This window comes from Pantoea sp. PNT03, from assembly GCF_014852515.1.
Classification (GTDB): Bacteria; Pseudomonadota; Gammaproteobacteria; order Enterobacterales; family Enterobacteriaceae; genus Pantoea; species Pantoea leporis.
On sequence record NZ_JACVBT010000005.1, the window covers coordinates 82,909 to 99,395 of the forward strand.

Here is a 16,487-nt window from a genome sequence, read left to right on the forward strand (position 1 = left end):
ATTGCGCGATAAATCGCGCCGCTACAGTAGGTGCAATCACGTCATTATGGCAACGGATCGCTTTGCTGATCTTGTGCTGCGGCCACGGCGCGGCGCTCGATGATCATGGTCTGCGGCGTCGACAGCATAATGCCCTCTTTACGCAGACGCGTCAGAATATCGAACAGCAGATCGCTCTTGGCACCGGAAATCTGGCGTTGGCCGGCAACGTTGCCGGTGACGCTCAACACGATACCCGCCGGCGTCAAATCTTTGAACGACACGGACGGCTCCGGCGTCTCCAGAATACGTTCGTTCTCCTGATACACTTCCAGCAGAATTTCACGCACCCGCACCGGATCGATATCCAGCGGGAACGTCAGCAAGATGGTGACCACGCCCTGCGCGTTACCCATGGTGGCGTTACGCACGTTCTGCGAAATAAATTGCGAATTCGGCACAATCACCGTCGATTTGTCGCCGAGCTGAATTTCGGTGGCGCGCACGTTAATACGACGAATATCCCCTTCAATACCGCTGATGCTCACCAGATCGCCCACTTTCACCGGACGCTCGGTTAACAGAATCAGGCCGGAAATAAAGTTCTTCACAATCTCCTGTAAGCCGAAACCGATACCGACCGACAAGGCGCTCACAATCCACGCCAGTTTGTTCCACTGCAGGCCCATAATCGACAGCGTCAGCAGGATAATCAGCACGTAACCGATATTGCTGAACAGCGTCACCAGCGACACGCGCATGCCGACGTCCATGGTGGTTTTGGGCAGGAAATCTTTATCCAGCCAGCGACGCACCGAACGCAGCACGTAAATGCCCACCACCAGACAGAGAATCGCGTTCACCATGTGTGCCGGCACAATGTTCAGCGACTCCAGCCCTTTGCCGCCCCAGAACTCAATCACCTTCTGGATCAGCTCAATCGGCGTTGATGAGGCAAAGGTGCCGTTCAGCAGTGCCAGCGCCAGAATGGCAATCAGCACGGTTTTACCCAGCGCGCTGAGCAGCGTCGCCGCCTGTTGCAGGTAACGCTCATCAATATTCAGCGTGGTTTGCAGGCGCTTGCCGGTGGCATTGCTGGTGGAGAACAGGCTTTCGCAGCCGTCATTCACCAGATGGCTGAGGAAGTAGAACGAACCAAACAAAATGCCGCACCAAATCACTTCATAGCTAAGGAAGCGCGCCAGCGTGACGTAACCGATGATCAGTGAAATCAGAATGCCGAGCGCCGTCAGCATCAGCGCCAGCTGCACCAATCCCACCAACGTTGAACGCGCTTCAGGCTGCTGACCTTCCTGCACCATGCGGCGGCGTACGCGGTTGATGCGCATGCCGATCGCCAGTCCGGTACTGCCAATCAGCAGCGCGGTCAAGCCGTTAGCAAAAATGGTGGTATTCAGGCTGGTGCCCACGCTGTAGTTGAAGGCTTCCACCGTCTGGAAAATAAACACCAGCGCCGCAGTGAACGGCGGGAACGGCTTCAACGCTTGCGCGACTTCGTTGGAGATGGCCGGCAAACGCCAGCTTGGGCGACGTGTGGAGAGAAACGCGCGGCCTAAACCGGCAATCAAGCCGCAATAGACGCTGAGCTGCACCAGCCGATCAACAAAATCCTGCACATCACCCGAGACTTCATCACGGCGCGTAAAGGCCAGCGCGATGAAGTTAAAGGTGATCACCACCGCGGCCAGCGTGGTGAGCGCGGTGGTGGCGGCGAGGAAGCTGCGACGTAAGCGCCCTTCCGGCATTTTATGAATGCTGACCCAGGCAAAGAACTCTTCGCTGTAGCGACGGCCCAGCGTCATCACCAGCATCGCGGCAAACAGCCAGGCCACGGTGCCGAAACGCCAGCCAGATTCCCACGACAGCGCGGCGGTGTCCTGCAATTCAGTAATGAACTCGCTGATCTTCTCGCCATCAAGATCCTGACTGCTGACCAGCGGCGCCCAGAAGCGCGGGCCAAGGATACTGCCAGAGTTCAGCGCCAGCTGGCTTTTCAGCTGGTCACGACGCAGGTTGACGATCTGCGATGACAGCACCAGCGCACCGTTTTTGATGCCATCGGCTTGTTTGATCTGATCGTCCAGCTTGGCTTTCTGGCTCTCCAGCGCCGCACGTTTGCGCGTCACTTCAGGCGTCTCTTTCACGCCGCTATCGGCTTTCGGTGCCGGGCCGAGAACCGCCAATTGTGCATCCAATTGCTGGCCCTGCGGGATCAACGCCTGGCCGAGGGTTTCGGCATTACCGGAAAGCTCCAGCGCCATCTCATTAAGCTGGTTGAGCTGGCTTTCATTGGTATCGCCCGAGACCTGGCCTTTAATTTTGTCGAGAATTTTCTGCATCTTAGGCAGCTCGACCGAGGCATTCACCTTGGGTGCGGCGTCCTCTGCCTGATCGTTGGGCGGCGTATCTGCGGCCACGCTCAGCGTGGGAGCTAACAGCACAAGCAGCAGTAAAAACGGGGTAAACAGATGACGAAACTTGAACATATGAATGAGATTCCAGCGTAATAACAGCCGATAAACGCAAGTGCGATCGTGAATGGCGGCTAGTTTAAGACGTTGCCGACACTGAAACTATAGGAATGAAGGTGTAAAACTTTGGCGCTAACGATAAGCGTTTTTGCAGATGAGCGTAACAACACAACGCTCAATCTGTAGCGGCGTAATCTATTGCGCCGCTACGGTATATGCGTGCTTCAAATAGGGTTATTCATTATTCGCGGTCAAGCCGGATTTCTGCTTTTTGTACGCCAGCGCAGCGGCCGGAACCGGTGCGGCTTTGCCGGTTTCCAGCCAGTCGCGCAGGCGGTTGGCATCGGCGAAATGGGTATATTTACCAAAGGCATCCAGCACCACCAGCGCCACCGGACGGTTGTTGATCACCGTGCGCATCACCAGACAGTGCCCGGCTTCATCGGTATAACCGGTTTTGGTCAGCTGGATGCGCCAGTCGTTTTTGTACACCAGATGATTGGTGTTACGGAACGGCAGCGCGTAGCTCGGATGTTTGAATACGGCGGTGTCTTCTTTGGTGGTGCTCAGTTCGCCAATCAGCGGGTACTGTCGCGTGGCTTTCAACAGCTTGACCAGATCTTCCGCGCTGGAAACGTTCTGAATCGACAGGCCCGTCGGCTCGACATAGCGCGTGTGCGTCATGCCAAGTGAGCGTGCTTTGGCGTTCATGGCGCGAATAAACGCATCGTAACCGCCCGGATAGTGATGCGCCAGGCTGGCGGCAGCGCGGTTTTCCGAGGACATCAGCGCCAGTAGCAGCATGTTGCGGCGGCTGATTTCGCTGTTCAGTTTGACGCGGGAGAACACGCCGCGCATCTCAGCGGTATGGCTGATATCCACCGACAGCATTTCATCCATCGGCAGTTTGGCATCCAACACCACCATCGCCGTCATCACTTTAGTGAGTGAGGCGATCGGACGTACGCGGTTAGGATGGCTGGAAAACAGCACTTTGTTGTTTTCCAGATCGACAATCATGGCACTGCCGGAGGCGATTTGCGGTTGGGCAATCGGCGCCAGGTTTGCGAGTGCCGCCGGCGCAGCGAGCGCGGGCGTTATAGCGGCTGGCGCGGCGACAAACAGCGCCAGCGACAGCAAGGAAATACGCATTTTTGCAGACATCGTGTCAAAAAAATCCGGTCAGGAGTTTTGCGCTGTGTTGAGACACAGGCCGCCCGCAACAATCCAGGCGGGATGCGGGCTGGCAGCAGTATCATACGCACTTACCTAAGAAATTTCTTATTGAGATTGTTTCCGGGCGTTAAAAAGGTCGCCATGGATGACGTGATGCTCGTCAATTAAGATATGAAAATCCCTGATTACCGAAAGCACAGCTTGTAGCGGCGCAATTCATTGCGCGATAAATCGCGCCGCTACGGAAGGTGCGGTGATTTGATACGGCGCTTATCTGATCGGCATTACGCCATTGATGCCGACCTGGCTTTCCTCAGAACAACCGTGGCCCGTAACCCCACAGAACCACCGTCAGCGCCAGCAGCACTTCAAACACCAGCACACCAATCGCCAATGTCGATCCGGAGAAGCGCAAGCTCTCATCACGGTCGATGCTCAGGAACACCGGGATGCCGACGTAAAGCAGATAACCGGTGTAAACCAGCGCCATCGCGCCCACCAGCACGCACAGCCACACCAGCGGATAGAGCGCCACCAGCCCGCTGAGGAACAGCGGCGTGGCCACATACCCGGCAAACACCGTACAGCGCTGCAAGCTGGGACGCTGCGGATAGTTACGCGCCATCCAGTGGATCACGCGGCCCATTACCGCCACGCCGCCGAGGATAATCAGATAGAACAGAATGCCGAGACCGATACCGGTCAGTAGATTGAGTTGTACGAACTGCCCTTCGCCCAGATTCCAGCCCAGCTGCGTGGTACCGATAAAGGCGCAGATCACCGGGATCGCCGCCATTAGCAGAACATGATGGGTGTAATGGTGCGAAACGCTCTCATTTTCCTGTTTAATATCGCGCATTTCCTGACCTGGATGCGCCAGTAAACCCCAGACATGATTCATACATTTACTCCTTTGCTGCGATGGGCTGCCCTTACAGCCAACGGCCTGATCAACGGAGGCAGCGTTAGCTCAAGTATAATCGTCGGCGCCGTTTTTGCGGGGCGCCACACAAATTAAGCCGCTGGTATACACTAATAGCGATTTCACACTTTGCAGGGAGGATAATTTGCATCTCGATATCAATGGATTAATCACCCAATACGGTTATCTGGCGCTGCTGATTGGTTGTATTGCCGAAGGGGAAACGTTCACGTTGTTGGGCGGTGTGGCGGCGCATGAAGGCTTATTGCGCTTCAGCGGCGTGGTGCTGGCGGCGATGGTCGGCGGCATTATTGGCGATCAGCTGCTGTTCTGGCTGGGACGCCGTTATGGCACGCGCATTTTGCGCCGTTTCAGTAAACATCAGGAAACAATTGGCAAGGCTAAGCGGCTCATTCAAAAACACCCGAGCCTGTTCGTGATTGGCGTGCGCTTTATGTACGGCTTCCGCATTGTCGGGCCGATCATTATTGGCACCAGCCGCCTCAAGCCGCTGCGTTTCTTCATTCTGAACGTGATTGGTGCGGCGCTGTGGGCGCTGATCTTTGTCTCGCTTGGCTACTTTGCCGGACAGATTGTCGCGCCGTGGCTGCACAAGATCGATCAGCACCTCAAGCCGCTGTTGTGGCTGGCGGCGGCGGTGATTTTTGGCATCGTCTTGCGTTACATCATTCGCCACTGGAATCACCGCCGCGCCGGTTGATTACGAGTGGTACCCCTTAAACTGCGGATTGGCCAACATAAAACCACCGTCGACAATAAACGATTGTCCGGTGGTATAAGTTGCCCACTCCGAACAGAGCCATGCCACTAAACTTGCCACTTCACGCGTATCGCCGGGACGCCCAATCGGGATTTCCGGCATACGTCGTCCTTGCTGGTCATCTTTCATATCGTTCATCGCCGTGGCAATTGCGCCCGGTGCGACCGCGTTCACCAGAATATGGTGCGGTAAGAGACTCAGCGCCATCGATTTGGTCAAGCCGCCGAGCGCATGTTTGGCAGCGGTATAGGCGGTGGCATCCGGCAGCGGCGTATGTTCATGCACCGACGTAATGTTGATGATGCGTCCGCCGTCGCCCTGATCAACCATATGACGCGCGGCAATCTGCCCGCAAAGAAACGCGCCATCGACATCCACGTTGAACACTTTGCGCCAATCCTCAAAGGTGACATCGAGAAAGTCGGCTTTGGTCATCACGCCGGCATTACACACCAATACGTCAATGCGCCCCAGCGAGTTGATCAGCTGCGTCAGTTGCTGTGCGCCGGCTTGTGGATCGGAGAGATCAACCTGCCGCACCTGCGCCTGCTGTCCACGGCTCTCCACCATGCGCGCGGTTTCCTGGGCGCCCTCTTCATCCGAACTCCAGGTGATGCCCAGCGTATAACCCGCTTCGGCCAGCATCACCGCACAGCTGCGGCCAATGCCTGAACTGGATCCGGTAACCACAGCGACTTTCTGTTTTCCTAAGCTCATAACATTCTCCTGATTGAGGGTGTCTTTACAGTATAGAAGTTATCCTTCTGTGCCTCGGGGCCGCCGAATCTGCCGTTTCGTCTATAGTTAACAATTACCTACGGCAAAGGGGGCACGATGAGCGAGATTAAACGCAGAATAGACGACCATGGCGTGATTGGTGATTTACGCACCTGCGCACTGATTGCTAACGATGGCACCATCGATTATCTCTGCTGGCCGGCGCTTGATAGCCCGTCGGTTTTCGCCGCGCTACTGGACAGCGATGAGGCCGGCCTGTTCTCCCTCGCGCCGGACTGGAAAAATGCCCGCCAGCAACAGCTCTACTTACCGGATACCAATATTCTGCAAACCCGCTGGCTGGATGACGCCGGCGTGGCAGAGATCACCGATTACATGCCGATCTGCGATGAGCAGAGCAAAGTGCCGCGTATCGTGCGCCGCGTAAAGATGGTACGCGGCACCGCCACCTTTCATCTGCTGTGTGCGCCACGCCACGACTACGCGCGTGCCGAAACCACCACCGAACTGCGGCCCGGCGGTATCGCCTTTCTTGCGTCGGGACAACCGGCGTTGCGCCTCAGCGCTTCGGTGGTGATGACGCGCGAGAATCACAGCGCGGTGGCGGAATTCACTCTGAAAGCCGGGGAAACCGCTGAGTTTGTCTTTGGTAACGATGACGATCCTAACGTGGCCACCATCGCCACCGAGCACTGTTTCCACGACACGCTGGAGTACTGGCGACGCTGGAGCAGCCACAGTTCCTATCGCGGCCGCTGGCAGGAGATGGTGACGCGTTCAGCGCTGGCGCTGAAGTTACTCACTTCGCATCAGCACGGTTCCATCGCCGCCGCCGCCACCTTCGGCTTACCCGAAGAGTTGGGCGGCGAGCGCAACTGGGATTATCGCGCCTCGTGGATCCGCGATGCCTCATTCAGCATGTACGCGCTGATGCGCCTCGGCTACACCGAAGAAGCGCGCGACTTTACCAAATGGGTCGGCCGCTGCGTCGAGCACAGCCACGACGACACGCCGCACCTGCAAGTGATGTATCGCCTCGACAGCGGCACCGAGCTACACGAAACCGAGCTGCTCAATCTTTCCGGCTACGCCAATTCACGTCCGGTGCGCATCGGCAATGATGCCTGGCGCCAGACGCAGCTCGATATTTACGGCGAGTTGATGGATGCCATCTACCTCGCCAATAAATATGGCGAGGCAATTTCGCATCGCGGCTGGAAGTATGTGTCCGATATGATCGATTACGTCTGCGTGAACTGGAATCAGCCCGATGCCGGGATCTGGGAGATGCGCGGCGAGCCGGAACATTTCCTGCATTCACGCCTGATGTGTTGGGTCGCGCTCGATCGCGCACTGCGCCTTGGCCTGAAACGTTCGCTGCCGATGCCGTACGACCGCTGGGATAAGGTGCGCAGCGAGATCCGCGACGATATCTGGCAGAACTTCTGGAACCCGGAGCTGGGCCATTTCACCGCGACGCGCGGCGGTAATTTCCTGGATGCTTCGATGCTGCTGATGCCGCTGGTGCGCTTTGTCAGCTCCACCGATCCCGACTGGATTTCGACGCTGGACGCGATTAAAACGCATCTGGTGAGCGACGGTTTAGTCCGACGCTATAACATTCACGAGACGCCTGCCGATGCTTTAACCGGCGGAGAAGGATCTTTCGGTGCCTGCTCATTCTGGTATGTGGAGTGTCTGGCGCGAGCCGGTCGCGTACATGAGGCGCATTTTGAGTTTGAAAAGCTGCTGAGTTACGCCAATCCGCTTGGTTTGTACGCCGAAGAGTTCACTTCACACGGCGAAGCGTTGGGTAACATGCCGCAGGCGTTGACGCATCTGGCGTTAATCAGTGCCGCTTTTTTCCTCAATCGCAAACTGAGTAATGAAGTGACGCTGTGGCAGCCGTGAAAATTCACATTTTGGGCTGCGGATCGAAGGGAATTGTCGGGTAAAGACAAGGAATTGCGTAAAGTATATGCAGCCAGTAAAAATCCTGATTTCCATCAATGCGCCAATGCACATATAATGCGCAGCGGGTCATACTGACCACGATGGATTCGACACACTGACAAGCCTGAAACATGGCCATAACGACTTGAAAAACATGAAAATGAGCATTCGCGCGTTCGCTTCACTCGCCCTCGCACTGGCGGCGTTCAGCCAGTCGGCATTTGCAGTAGTCTATCCGCTGCCGCCGGCTAACAGCCGTCTGATCGGCGAAAACATTGAAATCACTGTCCCTGATGACAGCAAACTTCCGCTGGAAGCCTTTGCTGCACAGTATCAGATGGGCCTCAGCAATATGCTGGAAGCCAATCCGGGCGTTGACGTTTATCTGCCAAAAGCTGGCACTAAAATGATCATCCCACAGCAGCTGATTCTGCCTGACGCGCCGCGTGAAGGCATCGTGATCAACAGCGCTGAGATGCGTCTTTACTACTACCCGAAAGGCACCAAGACCGTGGTCGTGCTGCCAATCGGTATCGGCGAGCTGGGTAAAGATACGCCGGTCAACTGGACGACCAAGGTTGAGCGTAAGAAAGATGGCCCAACCTGGACGCCAACCAAAGCGATGCACGCAGAATATGCTGCACGCGGCGAGAGCATTCCTGCGGTGTTCCCGGCGGGTCCGGATAACCCGATGGGCCTGCACGCGCTCTATATCGGCCGCCTGTATGCGATTCACGGCACTAACGCCAACTTCGGTATCGGCCTGCGCGTAAGCCACGGCTGTGTGCGTTTGCGTGCTGACGACATCAAATGGCTGTTCGACAACGTGCCAGTTGGCACCCGCGTACAGTTCATCGATCAGCCGGTGAAAGCCACCGTTGAGCCAGATGGTTCGCGCTACGTGGAAGTACACAATCCGCTATCGACCACCGAAGAGCAGTTCAATTCACGCGAAGTGGTGCCGATCAACCTGACTTCCGCTGTGACCAAAGTGATTGCCGATGCCAGCACCAACCAGGATGCGGTCAACAACGCTATCCAGGCGCGTAACGGTATGCCGATCAAAATCAACGGTCCAGTTGGCGAAGTGCAGCCAGCACCGGTGCCAGTTCAGGAGTCTTCTGATGCATTGCCGAAAGAAGAGCCAATGACACCGCAAGGTATCAACGGCGCAGCGCCAGCAGCGCAGCCGGCCACCAGCCTGTAATCGCGCGTTAAGACGCGCAACAAATTGCGCCGCTACAGATACATGCACCTACCGTAGCGGCGCGATTCATCGCGCAACGTTAATCAATCACGCGGTCGTCGAAACGCCAGCCAACCCGCCACCAGGGTAAACGCCAGCACTACCAACACCAGCAGCAAAAAGCCGTGCGGATTATTCGCCAGCGGAATTCCGCCCACGTTCATGCCAAAAAATCCCGCCACGATATTGATCGGTAACGCCAGCACGGTAATCACCGTCAGCAAAAACAGCGTGCGGTTGCTCTGCTCCATCAATCGTGCGGCAATCTCTTCCTGCAGCAAACGAATCCGCTCCATCAAACTCGCCAAATCATTCAGCGCCACGCTGAACTCTTCGGTGAAAATTCGCAGCTCGCCCAGGGGTTCACGCTTTAGCCATTTGGGCGGACGATTCAGCAAGCGGAACAGCGCCGCTGGTTCCGGTGCCAGCAAACGCTGCACGCGCAGCAGCATACGACGCAGTTGTCCCAGCTCACTGCGATTGGTTTTGATCGCCGCACTCAGCAAGCGCTCTTCAATCGCATCCACCGCCTGACTGGAACGCCGCACCACTTGCTCCAGCTGCGCTTCCTGCTCGCCAAGCAGCCACAGCAGCATCGCATCCGGCTCGGCGAACTTCAGTTCATTCATCTGCTGATGCATGCGTTCGATCATGCCAACCGGGCGAAAACGCGCGGTGACCACCACACGCGGGCAGCACCACATCCACAACGTGGCGTTCTGCGTGCTGCGCTCCTCTTTACTGAAGGTGACGTCATTGAGTACCGCCAGCAGCGCATCGTTTTGCTGGGCTAAACGGGTGCGCGGCGAAGCAGAATGTATCTCGTCGAAAAAATCGTGGTCTACGCCAAAGTGGTCCTGAACCCAGCGTTCAGCACGCGCGTGATTAAGGTTGATGTGCAGCCAGATAAAGGTCGACTCCGGCAGCTGCTGCTGCGATAGCTGGGCCGCTTCGCGTGCATTGAGCCGCTGTGGCAGCGACGCGGACGTAAAAAGATAACCATGAATCAGTCCGGCGACGTCGTTATTGAAGTCCGGCAGCGAGGCGAGCGGTAGTACGGGCTGGAGCATTAGCAGGTCATTCCCGAGCGGTCAGATCCACAGCGTGCGACAGGGATGTTGCAGCAAGATGACACCGGGCGTGCGCCATCATCATTCTGTCATACAAACCACGTATCACACTGCCATTAACGGGTGCCGTTCGAGCATCGTGATTTAACACTGAGGTGTTTTATGGCTGAAAACAGTTTACCTGCATCGACCTCCTCGTCCCACAGCGGACGCCCGAACCTTAACCGCGGCAACGGCCCTGCCTCACGTCTGATCTTTGTACTGTTGCTGATCGCTGGCCTGCTGTATGCCGGCATCAACCTGTTTAATGACGTTGAAGAGACCGGTGCGCCGGTCACCAGCTACATACCGTTCCTGCTGCTCGGCGTGGCGCTGATCATTGCGCTCGGTTTTGAATTTGTGAACGGTTTCCACGATACCGCCAACGCCGTCGCCACGGTGATCTACACCCATTCACTGTCGCCGGGCGTGGCGGTGATGTGGTCCGGTTTCTGTAACTTTTTGGGCGTGCTGCTCTCCAGCGGCGTGGTGGCGTTCGGCATCATCTCGCTGCTGCCGGTGGAGTTAATTCTGCAAGCGGGCAGCGGCCACGGCTTTGCCATGGTCTATGCGCTGCTGTTCTCGGCGATTATCTGGAACCTCGGCACCTGGTATTTTGGTTTACCGGCCTCCTCTTCGCATACGCTGATCGGTTCGATTATCGGCGTTGGCGTGGCGAACGCCTTGCTGCATGGCCGCAGCGGCACCAGCGGCACCAGCGGCGTGGATTGGGATCAGGCAATTAAAGTCGGGTATGCGCTGCTGCTGTCGCCGATTGTCGGCTTCGTCTGCGCCGCACTGCTGCTGCTGGCGATGAAAGCCTTTATCCGCAATCGCCAGCTGTATGAAGCGCCGAAGGGCAACCAGCCGCCGCCGGTGTGGATTCGCGGCTTGCTGATCCTCACCTGCACCGGCGTCTCTTTCGCGCACGGCTCGAATGACGGGCAGAAAGGCATGGGCCTAATCATGCTGATTCTGGTCGGCACCATGCCGATTGCCTACGCGTTGAACCGCTCGCTGCCGCCGGAGCAGATTCCGCGCGTCGCCGCCTTAACTCAGGTGACGGAACAGCAACTGCTGACGCTGCAACCGGCGCCCGCCGCCATGCCCGCGCCGCGCGAGGTGCTGACCGAATTCGTGCGCACCAGCCAGACTCGTCCACAGGTGTTGCCGGCGCTCGGCATGATGCTGGGCGATATCGGCGACCAGATTCGTCGCTACGGCGCAGTGGAGAATATCCCGGCGCAGGCGGTGACCAACACGCGAAACGACATGTATCTGGCCTCCGAAACCATTAAGCATCTGCAAAGCGCCAAAGTAGCGCTGCCGGAAGAGACCGCGCGCAACCTGGCGGCGGTGAAGAAAGAGCTGGATGCCGCCACGCGCTTTATCCCGATGTGGGTGAAAGTGGTGGTGGCGATAGCGCTGGGCCTCGGCACCCTGGTTGGCTGGCGTCGCATTGTGGTGACGGTGGGCGAACGCATAGGCAAAACCCATCTGACCTACGCGCAAGGTGCCAGCGCTGAGCTGGTAGCGATGGCGACCATCGGCGCGGCCGACGCGTTTGGCCTGCCGGTTTCTACCACGCATGTGCTCTCTTCCGGCGTCGCCGGTACGATGGCCGCCAACCGTTCAGGTCTGCAACTCGCCACCATCCGCAATCTGGCGATGGCGTGGGTGCTGACGCTGCCGGTGTCCGTGTTACTTTCGGGACTGCTTTACGCCCTGTTTATCCACTTTTAACTGCGGTAAACAACGGCGGCGCACGGGGGTTTGCCGATGAAGCGTTATTCGCTCAGCGCTTGCGCGGCCGTCTGCCGGCCGTGTTGCTGGTGCAGACGCAGCGTGATGGCAAACGCGCCCAGCACCATCAGCGCCGCCGCCAGATAGACCGATTGCATGCCCCAATGCCCAATCAGCAAGCCCGCCACCGGACCGGTTAATCCCAGTCCTAAATCGAGAAACGCCGAATAGGTGCCGAGCGCCGAACCCTGATCCTGCTGCTGTACACGCTTCACCGCTTCCACGCCCAGCGCCGGGAACACCAGCGAGAAACCGCCGCCGGTGAGAAACGCGCCCAAATCCACCAGCCAGATGCTGTCGGCCTGCCAAATCAGCAGCAGTCCGGCACACTCCAGCACGAATGACACCAGCGACACCTTCAGGCCACCGAAACGCGTGATGTAGCGACCAAAACCGAGGCGCACAATCACAAAGCCGAGGCTGAACAGCGTCAGCGCGAACGCCGCACCGCTCCAGTCGCGGCTGGCGAAATAGAGCGTGATAAAGGTGGAAATTACGCCGAAACCGATGGTGCCAAAGCCAAGCGCCAGCCCAAACATCCACACGCGGCTGACCACGCGATGAAACGGAATGCGCACGCCGGCGGAGACGCTGACGCCCGCTTTGCGACTCGCCATCCAGAATCCGGCAACGCCCATGATCGCCACCAAACCAGCAAAGCCGCTGATGCCAAACCACTGATTCAGCAGCACGCCGAGCGGTGCACCAATCGCCATGGCGAAATAGGTGGCTACGCCGTTCCACGAGATCACCCGCGCGGTTTGCAGCGGACCGACAATGTTCATGCCCCACAGCGTCGATCCGGTGCTACTAAAGCTTTCACCTACGCCGAGGAACAAGCGCCCCGCCGCCAGCAGCGCCAGGCTCAGCAGCGGCATGTCGCTGCACAGCGCGGCGATAATCGATAACACGCCGCTCATGCCGCAGAACACCAATCCCATCATCACCACGCGCTTCGGACCAAAGCGATCCGCCAGACGACCGGAGTGCGGGCGGCTTAATAGCGTAGCGAAATATTGCAGGCTGATGATTAATCCGGCGATGAACGAGCTGAATCCAAGCTGGTTATGCACGAATCCCGGCAGCACCGCGAGCGGCAAACCCACCGAAAGATAGCAAAAGAAGGTGAAGACAATGACGGAGAGAATACGTTTATTTAACTGAGCGTTACTCAGTACAGCGGCGTCAGACATGGAAAGTGGCGTCGGGGATCAGGATTAAAGTAGGCGGTCACTATAACCTTAGCGTGCTAAGAGATCGCGGGTTTTTTAGTTATAAAGTTTATGCACTTGTTGAGAAGGTCGCCATGAATGGCGACTCTACGAGGATTTGATTATTGCTGCGGCATGGCGCTCGATTGCGGTGGCGATGTCGGCGGAGACTTTGAGGGTGCGAACTTCGCTGAACAAGCCGTCGGCTTGGTGATACGCCTTGCGCAGGTAGCCAAGCCACTGCTTGATGCGCGCGACATGATACATGCCGGTATCGCCCTGCTTTTCCAGCTGAGTGTACTTCAGCAACAAGGCAACCACGTCGGGCCACGCCATCGGCGCTTCGTTGTATTTCACCACGCGCGCCAGATTCGGCACACTGAGCGCACCGCGCCCAATCATCACCGCATCGCAGCCGGTAATGCGCATGCAATCCTGCGCGTCCTGCCAGTTCCAGATCTCACCGTTGGCGATCACCGGAATGCGCAGACGCTGGCGGATTTCGCCAATCGCCTGCCAGTTAATGCTTTCGGCGCGATAACCGTCTTCTTTAGTACGACCGTGCACCACCAGCTCGCTGGCACCGGCTTGCTGCACCGCATCGGCAATCTCAAAACGACGATCGCCAGAATCCCAGCCCAACCGCACTTTCACCGTCACCGGCAGATGATCCGGCACCGCTTCACGCATCGCTTTCGCGCCGCGATAGATCAGTTCGGGATCTTTCAGCAAGGTGGCACCGCCGCCGCTGCCGTTGACCAGCTTTGACGGACAGCCGCAGTTGAGATCAACGCCCCAGGAACCGAGTTCCACCGCGCGCGCGGCGTTCTCGGCCAGCCACTCGGGGTATTGCCCTAGCAGCTGCATGCGAACGCGCGTGCCTGACGGCGTGCGGCTGTGGTTATGCAGCTCAGGACACAAACGATAGAAGGATTTTACCGGCAGCAGCTGATCGACCACGCGCAAAAACTCGGTCACGCACAAGTCATAATCATTCACCCCGGAGAGCAGCTCACGCACCAGCGAATCAAGCACGCCCTCCATCGGCGCCAGCAACACCCTCATGACGTTAGGCGTTCCCGGTTTTCTTCGGCGCCGGACGACGACGACCGCTGTTGGCGGCTGGCGCAGCCTGGCTTGCGCCCTGCGCTGGACGACGCGCGGAACGCGCTTCACCCTGCGGACGTGGCGCATTGCCGCTATGCGGGCGAGAAACGTTGCCGGCCTGGCCGCGACCCTGGCCTTGACCACGTCCACCTTGACCGCGACCGCCGCCCTGCTGCTGACGACCGTTCTGGATTGGCTCGGCTTTGATGCTGGGATCGACTTCGAAACCAGGCAGCTCGATGCGCGGGATTTCACGCTTCAGCAGACGCTCAATGTCACGCAGCAGTTTGTGTTCATCAACACACACCAGCGACAGTGCCGCGCCGGTAGCAGCCGCACGGCCGGTACGACCGATACGGTGCACGTAATCTTCCGCCACGTTTGGCAGCTCGTAGTTCACCACGTGTGGCAGCTCTTCGATATCCAGACCACGCGCAGCGATATCGGTCGCGACCAGTACGCGAATGCCGCCGGATTTGAAGTCAGCCAATGCACGGGTACGCGCGCCCTGGCTCTTGTTGCCGTGGATCGCGGCGGCGGTGATGCCGTCTTTGTTCAGCTGCTCAGCCAGATGATTGGCGCCGTGTTTGGTACGGGTGAACACCAGCACTTGCTGCCAGTTATCACGACCAATCATCAGCGACAGCAGTTCCCGCTTGCGCTTCTTATCCACGAAATGCACTTGCTGTGAAACTTGCTCAGAGGCGGTGTTACGACGCGCAACTTCAACCTGTTCTGGGTTGGTAAGCAGTTTTTCCGCCAGCGTTTTGATCTCGTCAGAGAAGGTGGCAGAGAACAGCAGGTTCTGACGCTTAGCAGGCAGACGCGCCAGCACGCGACGGATGTCGTGGATGAAGCCCATGTCGAGCATACGATCCGCTTCATCCAGCACGAGGATTTCAACCTGTGACAGATCAACCGCGTTCTGGTGCGCCAGATCGAGCAGACGGCCCGGTGTCGCCACCAGCACGTCAACGCCGCCGCGCAGTTTCATCATCTGCGGGTTGATGCTCACGCCGCCGAATACCACCAGCGAACGGATATCGAGATATTGGCTGTACTCACGCACGTTCTCGCCAACCTGAGCCGCCAGTTCGCGGGTCGGGGTCAGGATCAACGCACGCACCGGACGGCGGCCACGCGCCGTGGACGGTTTTGCAGTCAGACGCTGCAGCAACGGCAGCGTAAAGCCGGCGGTTTTACCGGTGCCGGTTTGGGCGCTCGCCAGCAGGTCACGACCAGCCAGCACCACAGGAATGGCCTGACGCTGAATCGGCGTCGGCTCTTGGTAGCCTTGTTCTGCTACCGCACGCAAAATATCGGCACTTAAGCCGAGAGAGTCAAATGACATGCAGGTGTATTACTCCGAACCGTCCTGACCGCCGTAGGCGATGTAGTTTTCAGGAGGGATATGACGCAAGCGCGGGGCTCACGTGTGAAAAGGGCACAAACTACCATGCGTAAGGGCGCGAGTTTAGCAGCTTTCCGCGCAGACAGCATCCATAAAAAAAGGAGCCGCACTGGGCTCCTTTTTGTCAGGTCCGCAGGGTTGCGGTCCCTAATCGATCAACTGCGCTTCTTCTCGATGCGCTGAACCGGCTCTTTCGCCAGCAGTGAAACCAGCGCCGGTCCCACCAACATCACCACGCCGAGGAGACCAATCAGCAGGTTGTTGTGGATAAAGCGGGAGATCAGGAACAGCGTTAACATCGCTGCGCCAAAGTAGTAAGTGGTGGTCACCTCTTCGAGGGAATCACCCATTCTACGTAAACGGGCACTACGCTGCATGACCAGCATGGTAATGAATACCACCGCATAAGCTGCCACCAGGGTACTGCTCACTTCAACCAGCGCCCTATGTTTCCAGCCCCAAACCAGTGCGGCAATCACCAGCAGGTGCATTGCAATGTGCAAACAAGTTTGTCCGGTAACAATCTGAACACGATTAGACCATTTCATTCTCTTCTCCT

General features: G+C 57.7%; 13 protein-coding genes. 4 read left to right on the top strand and 9 right to left on the bottom strand.

The window, feature by feature from the left end; genetic code table 11:
• Positions 1-44: 44 nt before the first annotated feature.
• The 3 genes from IB226_RS17600 to IB226_RS17610 all read right to left on the bottom strand — a co-directional run bounded on the left by IB226_RS17600 (position 45) and on the right by IB226_RS17610 (position 4,548).
• On the bottom strand, positions 45-2,486 hold the full coding sequence (locus IB226_RS17600) for a DUF3772 domain-containing protein (RefSeq protein WP_101763157.1): 2,442 nt from the start codon (positions 2,484-2,486) through the stop codon (positions 45-47).
• A gap of 219 nt (positions 2,487-2,705) precedes the next feature.
• Positions 2,706-3,635 carry a D-alanyl-D-alanine endopeptidase gene (pbpG, locus tag IB226_RS17605; RefSeq protein WP_137385419.1) on the bottom strand — a complete coding sequence of 310 codons (930 nt, stop codon included), beginning with the start codon at positions 3,633-3,635 and terminating at the stop codon, positions 2,706-2,708.
• Positions 3,636-3,960: 325 nt separating this feature from the next.
• Positions 3,961-4,548: a Yip1 family protein gene (locus IB226_RS17610; protein WP_101763159.1), complete on the bottom strand. Its 588-nt coding sequence runs from the start codon at positions 4,546-4,548 to the stop codon at positions 3,961-3,963.
• A 166-nt stretch (positions 4,549-4,714) separates the two neighbouring features.
• Here IB226_RS17610 and IB226_RS17615 point away from each other — a divergent pair, with 166 nt between their 5' ends.
• Positions 4,715-5,290, top strand: a complete 576-nt coding sequence (locus IB226_RS17615; RefSeq protein ID WP_192236593.1) for a DedA family protein — start codon at positions 4,715-4,717, stop codon at positions 5,288-5,290.
• Here the strand turns inward: IB226_RS17615 and IB226_RS17620 are convergent, their stop codons facing one another.
• Positions 5,291-6,067 (bottom strand): SDR family oxidoreductase, encoded by a 777-nt coding sequence (locus tag IB226_RS17620; RefSeq protein ID WP_110865774.1) that lies wholly within the window; start codon positions 6,065-6,067, stop codon positions 5,291-5,293.
• A 117-nt stretch (positions 6,068-6,184) separates the two neighbouring features.
• On the opposite strand from IB226_RS17620, the gene IB226_RS17625 reads away from it, so the two are divergent.
• Complete coding sequence (locus tag IB226_RS17625; protein WP_101763162.1) at positions 6,185-7,999, top strand: glycoside hydrolase family 15 protein; 1,815 nt, start codon at positions 6,185-6,187, stop codon at positions 7,997-7,999.
• A 196-nt stretch (positions 8,000-8,195) separates the two neighbouring features.
• The gene (locus IB226_RS17630) at positions 8,196-9,248 is read left to right on the top strand and encodes a L,D-transpeptidase family protein (protein ID WP_192236594.1); all 1,053 of its coding nucleotides are present in this window, start codon (positions 8,196-8,198) and stop codon (positions 9,246-9,248) included.
• Positions 9,249-9,331: 83 nt separating this feature from the next.
• On the opposite strand, the gene IB226_RS17635 is transcribed toward IB226_RS17630, so the two are convergent.
• The gene (locus tag IB226_RS17635) at positions 9,332-10,357 is read right to left on the bottom strand and encodes a transporter (protein ID WP_192236595.1); all 1,026 of its coding nucleotides are present in this window, start codon (positions 10,355-10,357) and stop codon (positions 9,332-9,334) included.
• 162 nt (positions 10,358-10,519) lie between these two features.
• On the opposite strand from IB226_RS17635, the gene IB226_RS17640 reads away from it, so the two are divergent.
• Entirely contained in the window at positions 10,520-12,139 is a 1,620-nt protein-coding gene (locus tag IB226_RS17640) for an inorganic phosphate transporter (protein WP_192236596.1), read from the top strand.
• Positions 12,140-12,183: 44 nt separating this feature from the next.
• Here IB226_RS17640 and IB226_RS17645 read toward each other — a convergent pair whose 3' ends face one another.
• From IB226_RS17645 to IB226_RS17660, 4 genes are all read right to left on the bottom strand, one after another.
• On the bottom strand, positions 12,184-13,392 hold the full coding sequence (locus IB226_RS17645; RefSeq protein ID WP_101763166.1) for an MFS transporter: 1,209 nt from the start codon (positions 13,390-13,392) through the stop codon (positions 12,184-12,186).
• Positions 13,393-13,518: 126 nt separating this feature from the next.
• Positions 13,519-14,475 (bottom strand): tRNA dihydrouridine(16) synthase DusC, encoded by a 957-nt coding sequence (gene dusC / locus IB226_RS17650; protein WP_192236597.1) that lies wholly within the window; start codon positions 14,473-14,475, stop codon positions 13,519-13,521.
• Positions 14,476-14,479: 4 nt separating this feature from the next.
• Positions 14,480-15,868 carry an ATP-dependent RNA helicase RhlE gene (gene rhlE, locus IB226_RS17655; protein WP_192236598.1) on the bottom strand — a complete coding sequence of 463 codons (1,389 nt, stop codon included), beginning with the start codon at positions 15,866-15,868 and terminating at the stop codon, positions 14,480-14,482.
• A 215-nt stretch (positions 15,869-16,083) separates the two neighbouring features.
• Entirely contained in the window at positions 16,084-16,476 is a 393-nt protein-coding gene (locus IB226_RS17660; RefSeq protein WP_101763168.1) for a YbhQ family protein, read from the bottom strand.
• Positions 16,477-16,487: the final 11 nt, after the last annotated feature.

What these genes read in the sequence shown, in the direction of transcription:
- IB226_RS17600 (WP_101763157.1), bottom strand. Translation starts at nt 2,486, where the DNA reads ATGTTCAAGTTTCGTCATCTGTTTACCCCGTTTTTACTGCTGCTTGTG.
- pbpG (WP_137385419.1), bottom strand. Translation starts at nt 3,635, where the DNA reads ATGTCTGCAAAAATGCGTATTTCCTTGCTGTCGCTGGCGCTGTTTGTC.
- IB226_RS17610 (WP_101763159.1), bottom strand. Translation starts at nt 4,548, where the DNA reads ATGAATCATGTCTGGGGTTTACTGGCGCATCCAGGTCAGGAAATGCGC.
- IB226_RS17620 (WP_110865774.1), bottom strand. Translation starts at nt 6,067, where the DNA reads ATGAGCTTAGGAAAACAGAAAGTCGCTGTGGTTACCGGATCCAGTTCA.
- IB226_RS17625 (WP_101763162.1), top strand. Translation starts at nt 6,185, where the DNA reads ATGAGCGAGATTAAACGCAGAATAGACGACCATGGCGTGATTGGTGAT.
- IB226_RS17630 (WP_192236594.1), top strand. Translation starts at nt 8,196, where the DNA reads ATGAAAATGAGCATTCGCGCGTTCGCTTCACTCGCCCTCGCACTGGCG.
- IB226_RS17635 (WP_192236595.1), bottom strand. Translation starts at nt 10,357, where the DNA reads ATGCTCCAGCCCGTACTACCGCTCGCCTCGCTGCCGGACTTCAATAAC.
- IB226_RS17640 (WP_192236596.1), top strand. Translation starts at nt 10,520, where the DNA reads ATGGCTGAAAACAGTTTACCTGCATCGACCTCCTCGTCCCACAGCGGA.
- IB226_RS17645 (WP_101763166.1), bottom strand. Translation starts at nt 13,392, where the DNA reads ATGTCTGACGCCGCTGTACTGAGTAACGCTCAGTTAAATAAACGTATT.
- dusC (WP_192236597.1), bottom strand. Translation starts at nt 14,475, where the DNA reads ATGAGGGTGTTGCTGGCGCCGATGGAGGGCGTGCTTGATTCGCTGGTG.
- rhlE (WP_192236598.1), bottom strand. Translation starts at nt 15,868, where the DNA reads ATGTCATTTGACTCTCTCGGCTTAAGTGCCGATATTTTGCGTGCGGTA.
- IB226_RS17660 (WP_101763168.1), bottom strand. Translation starts at nt 16,476, where the DNA reads ATGAAATGGTCTAATCGTGTTCAGATTGTTACCGGACAAACTTGTTTG.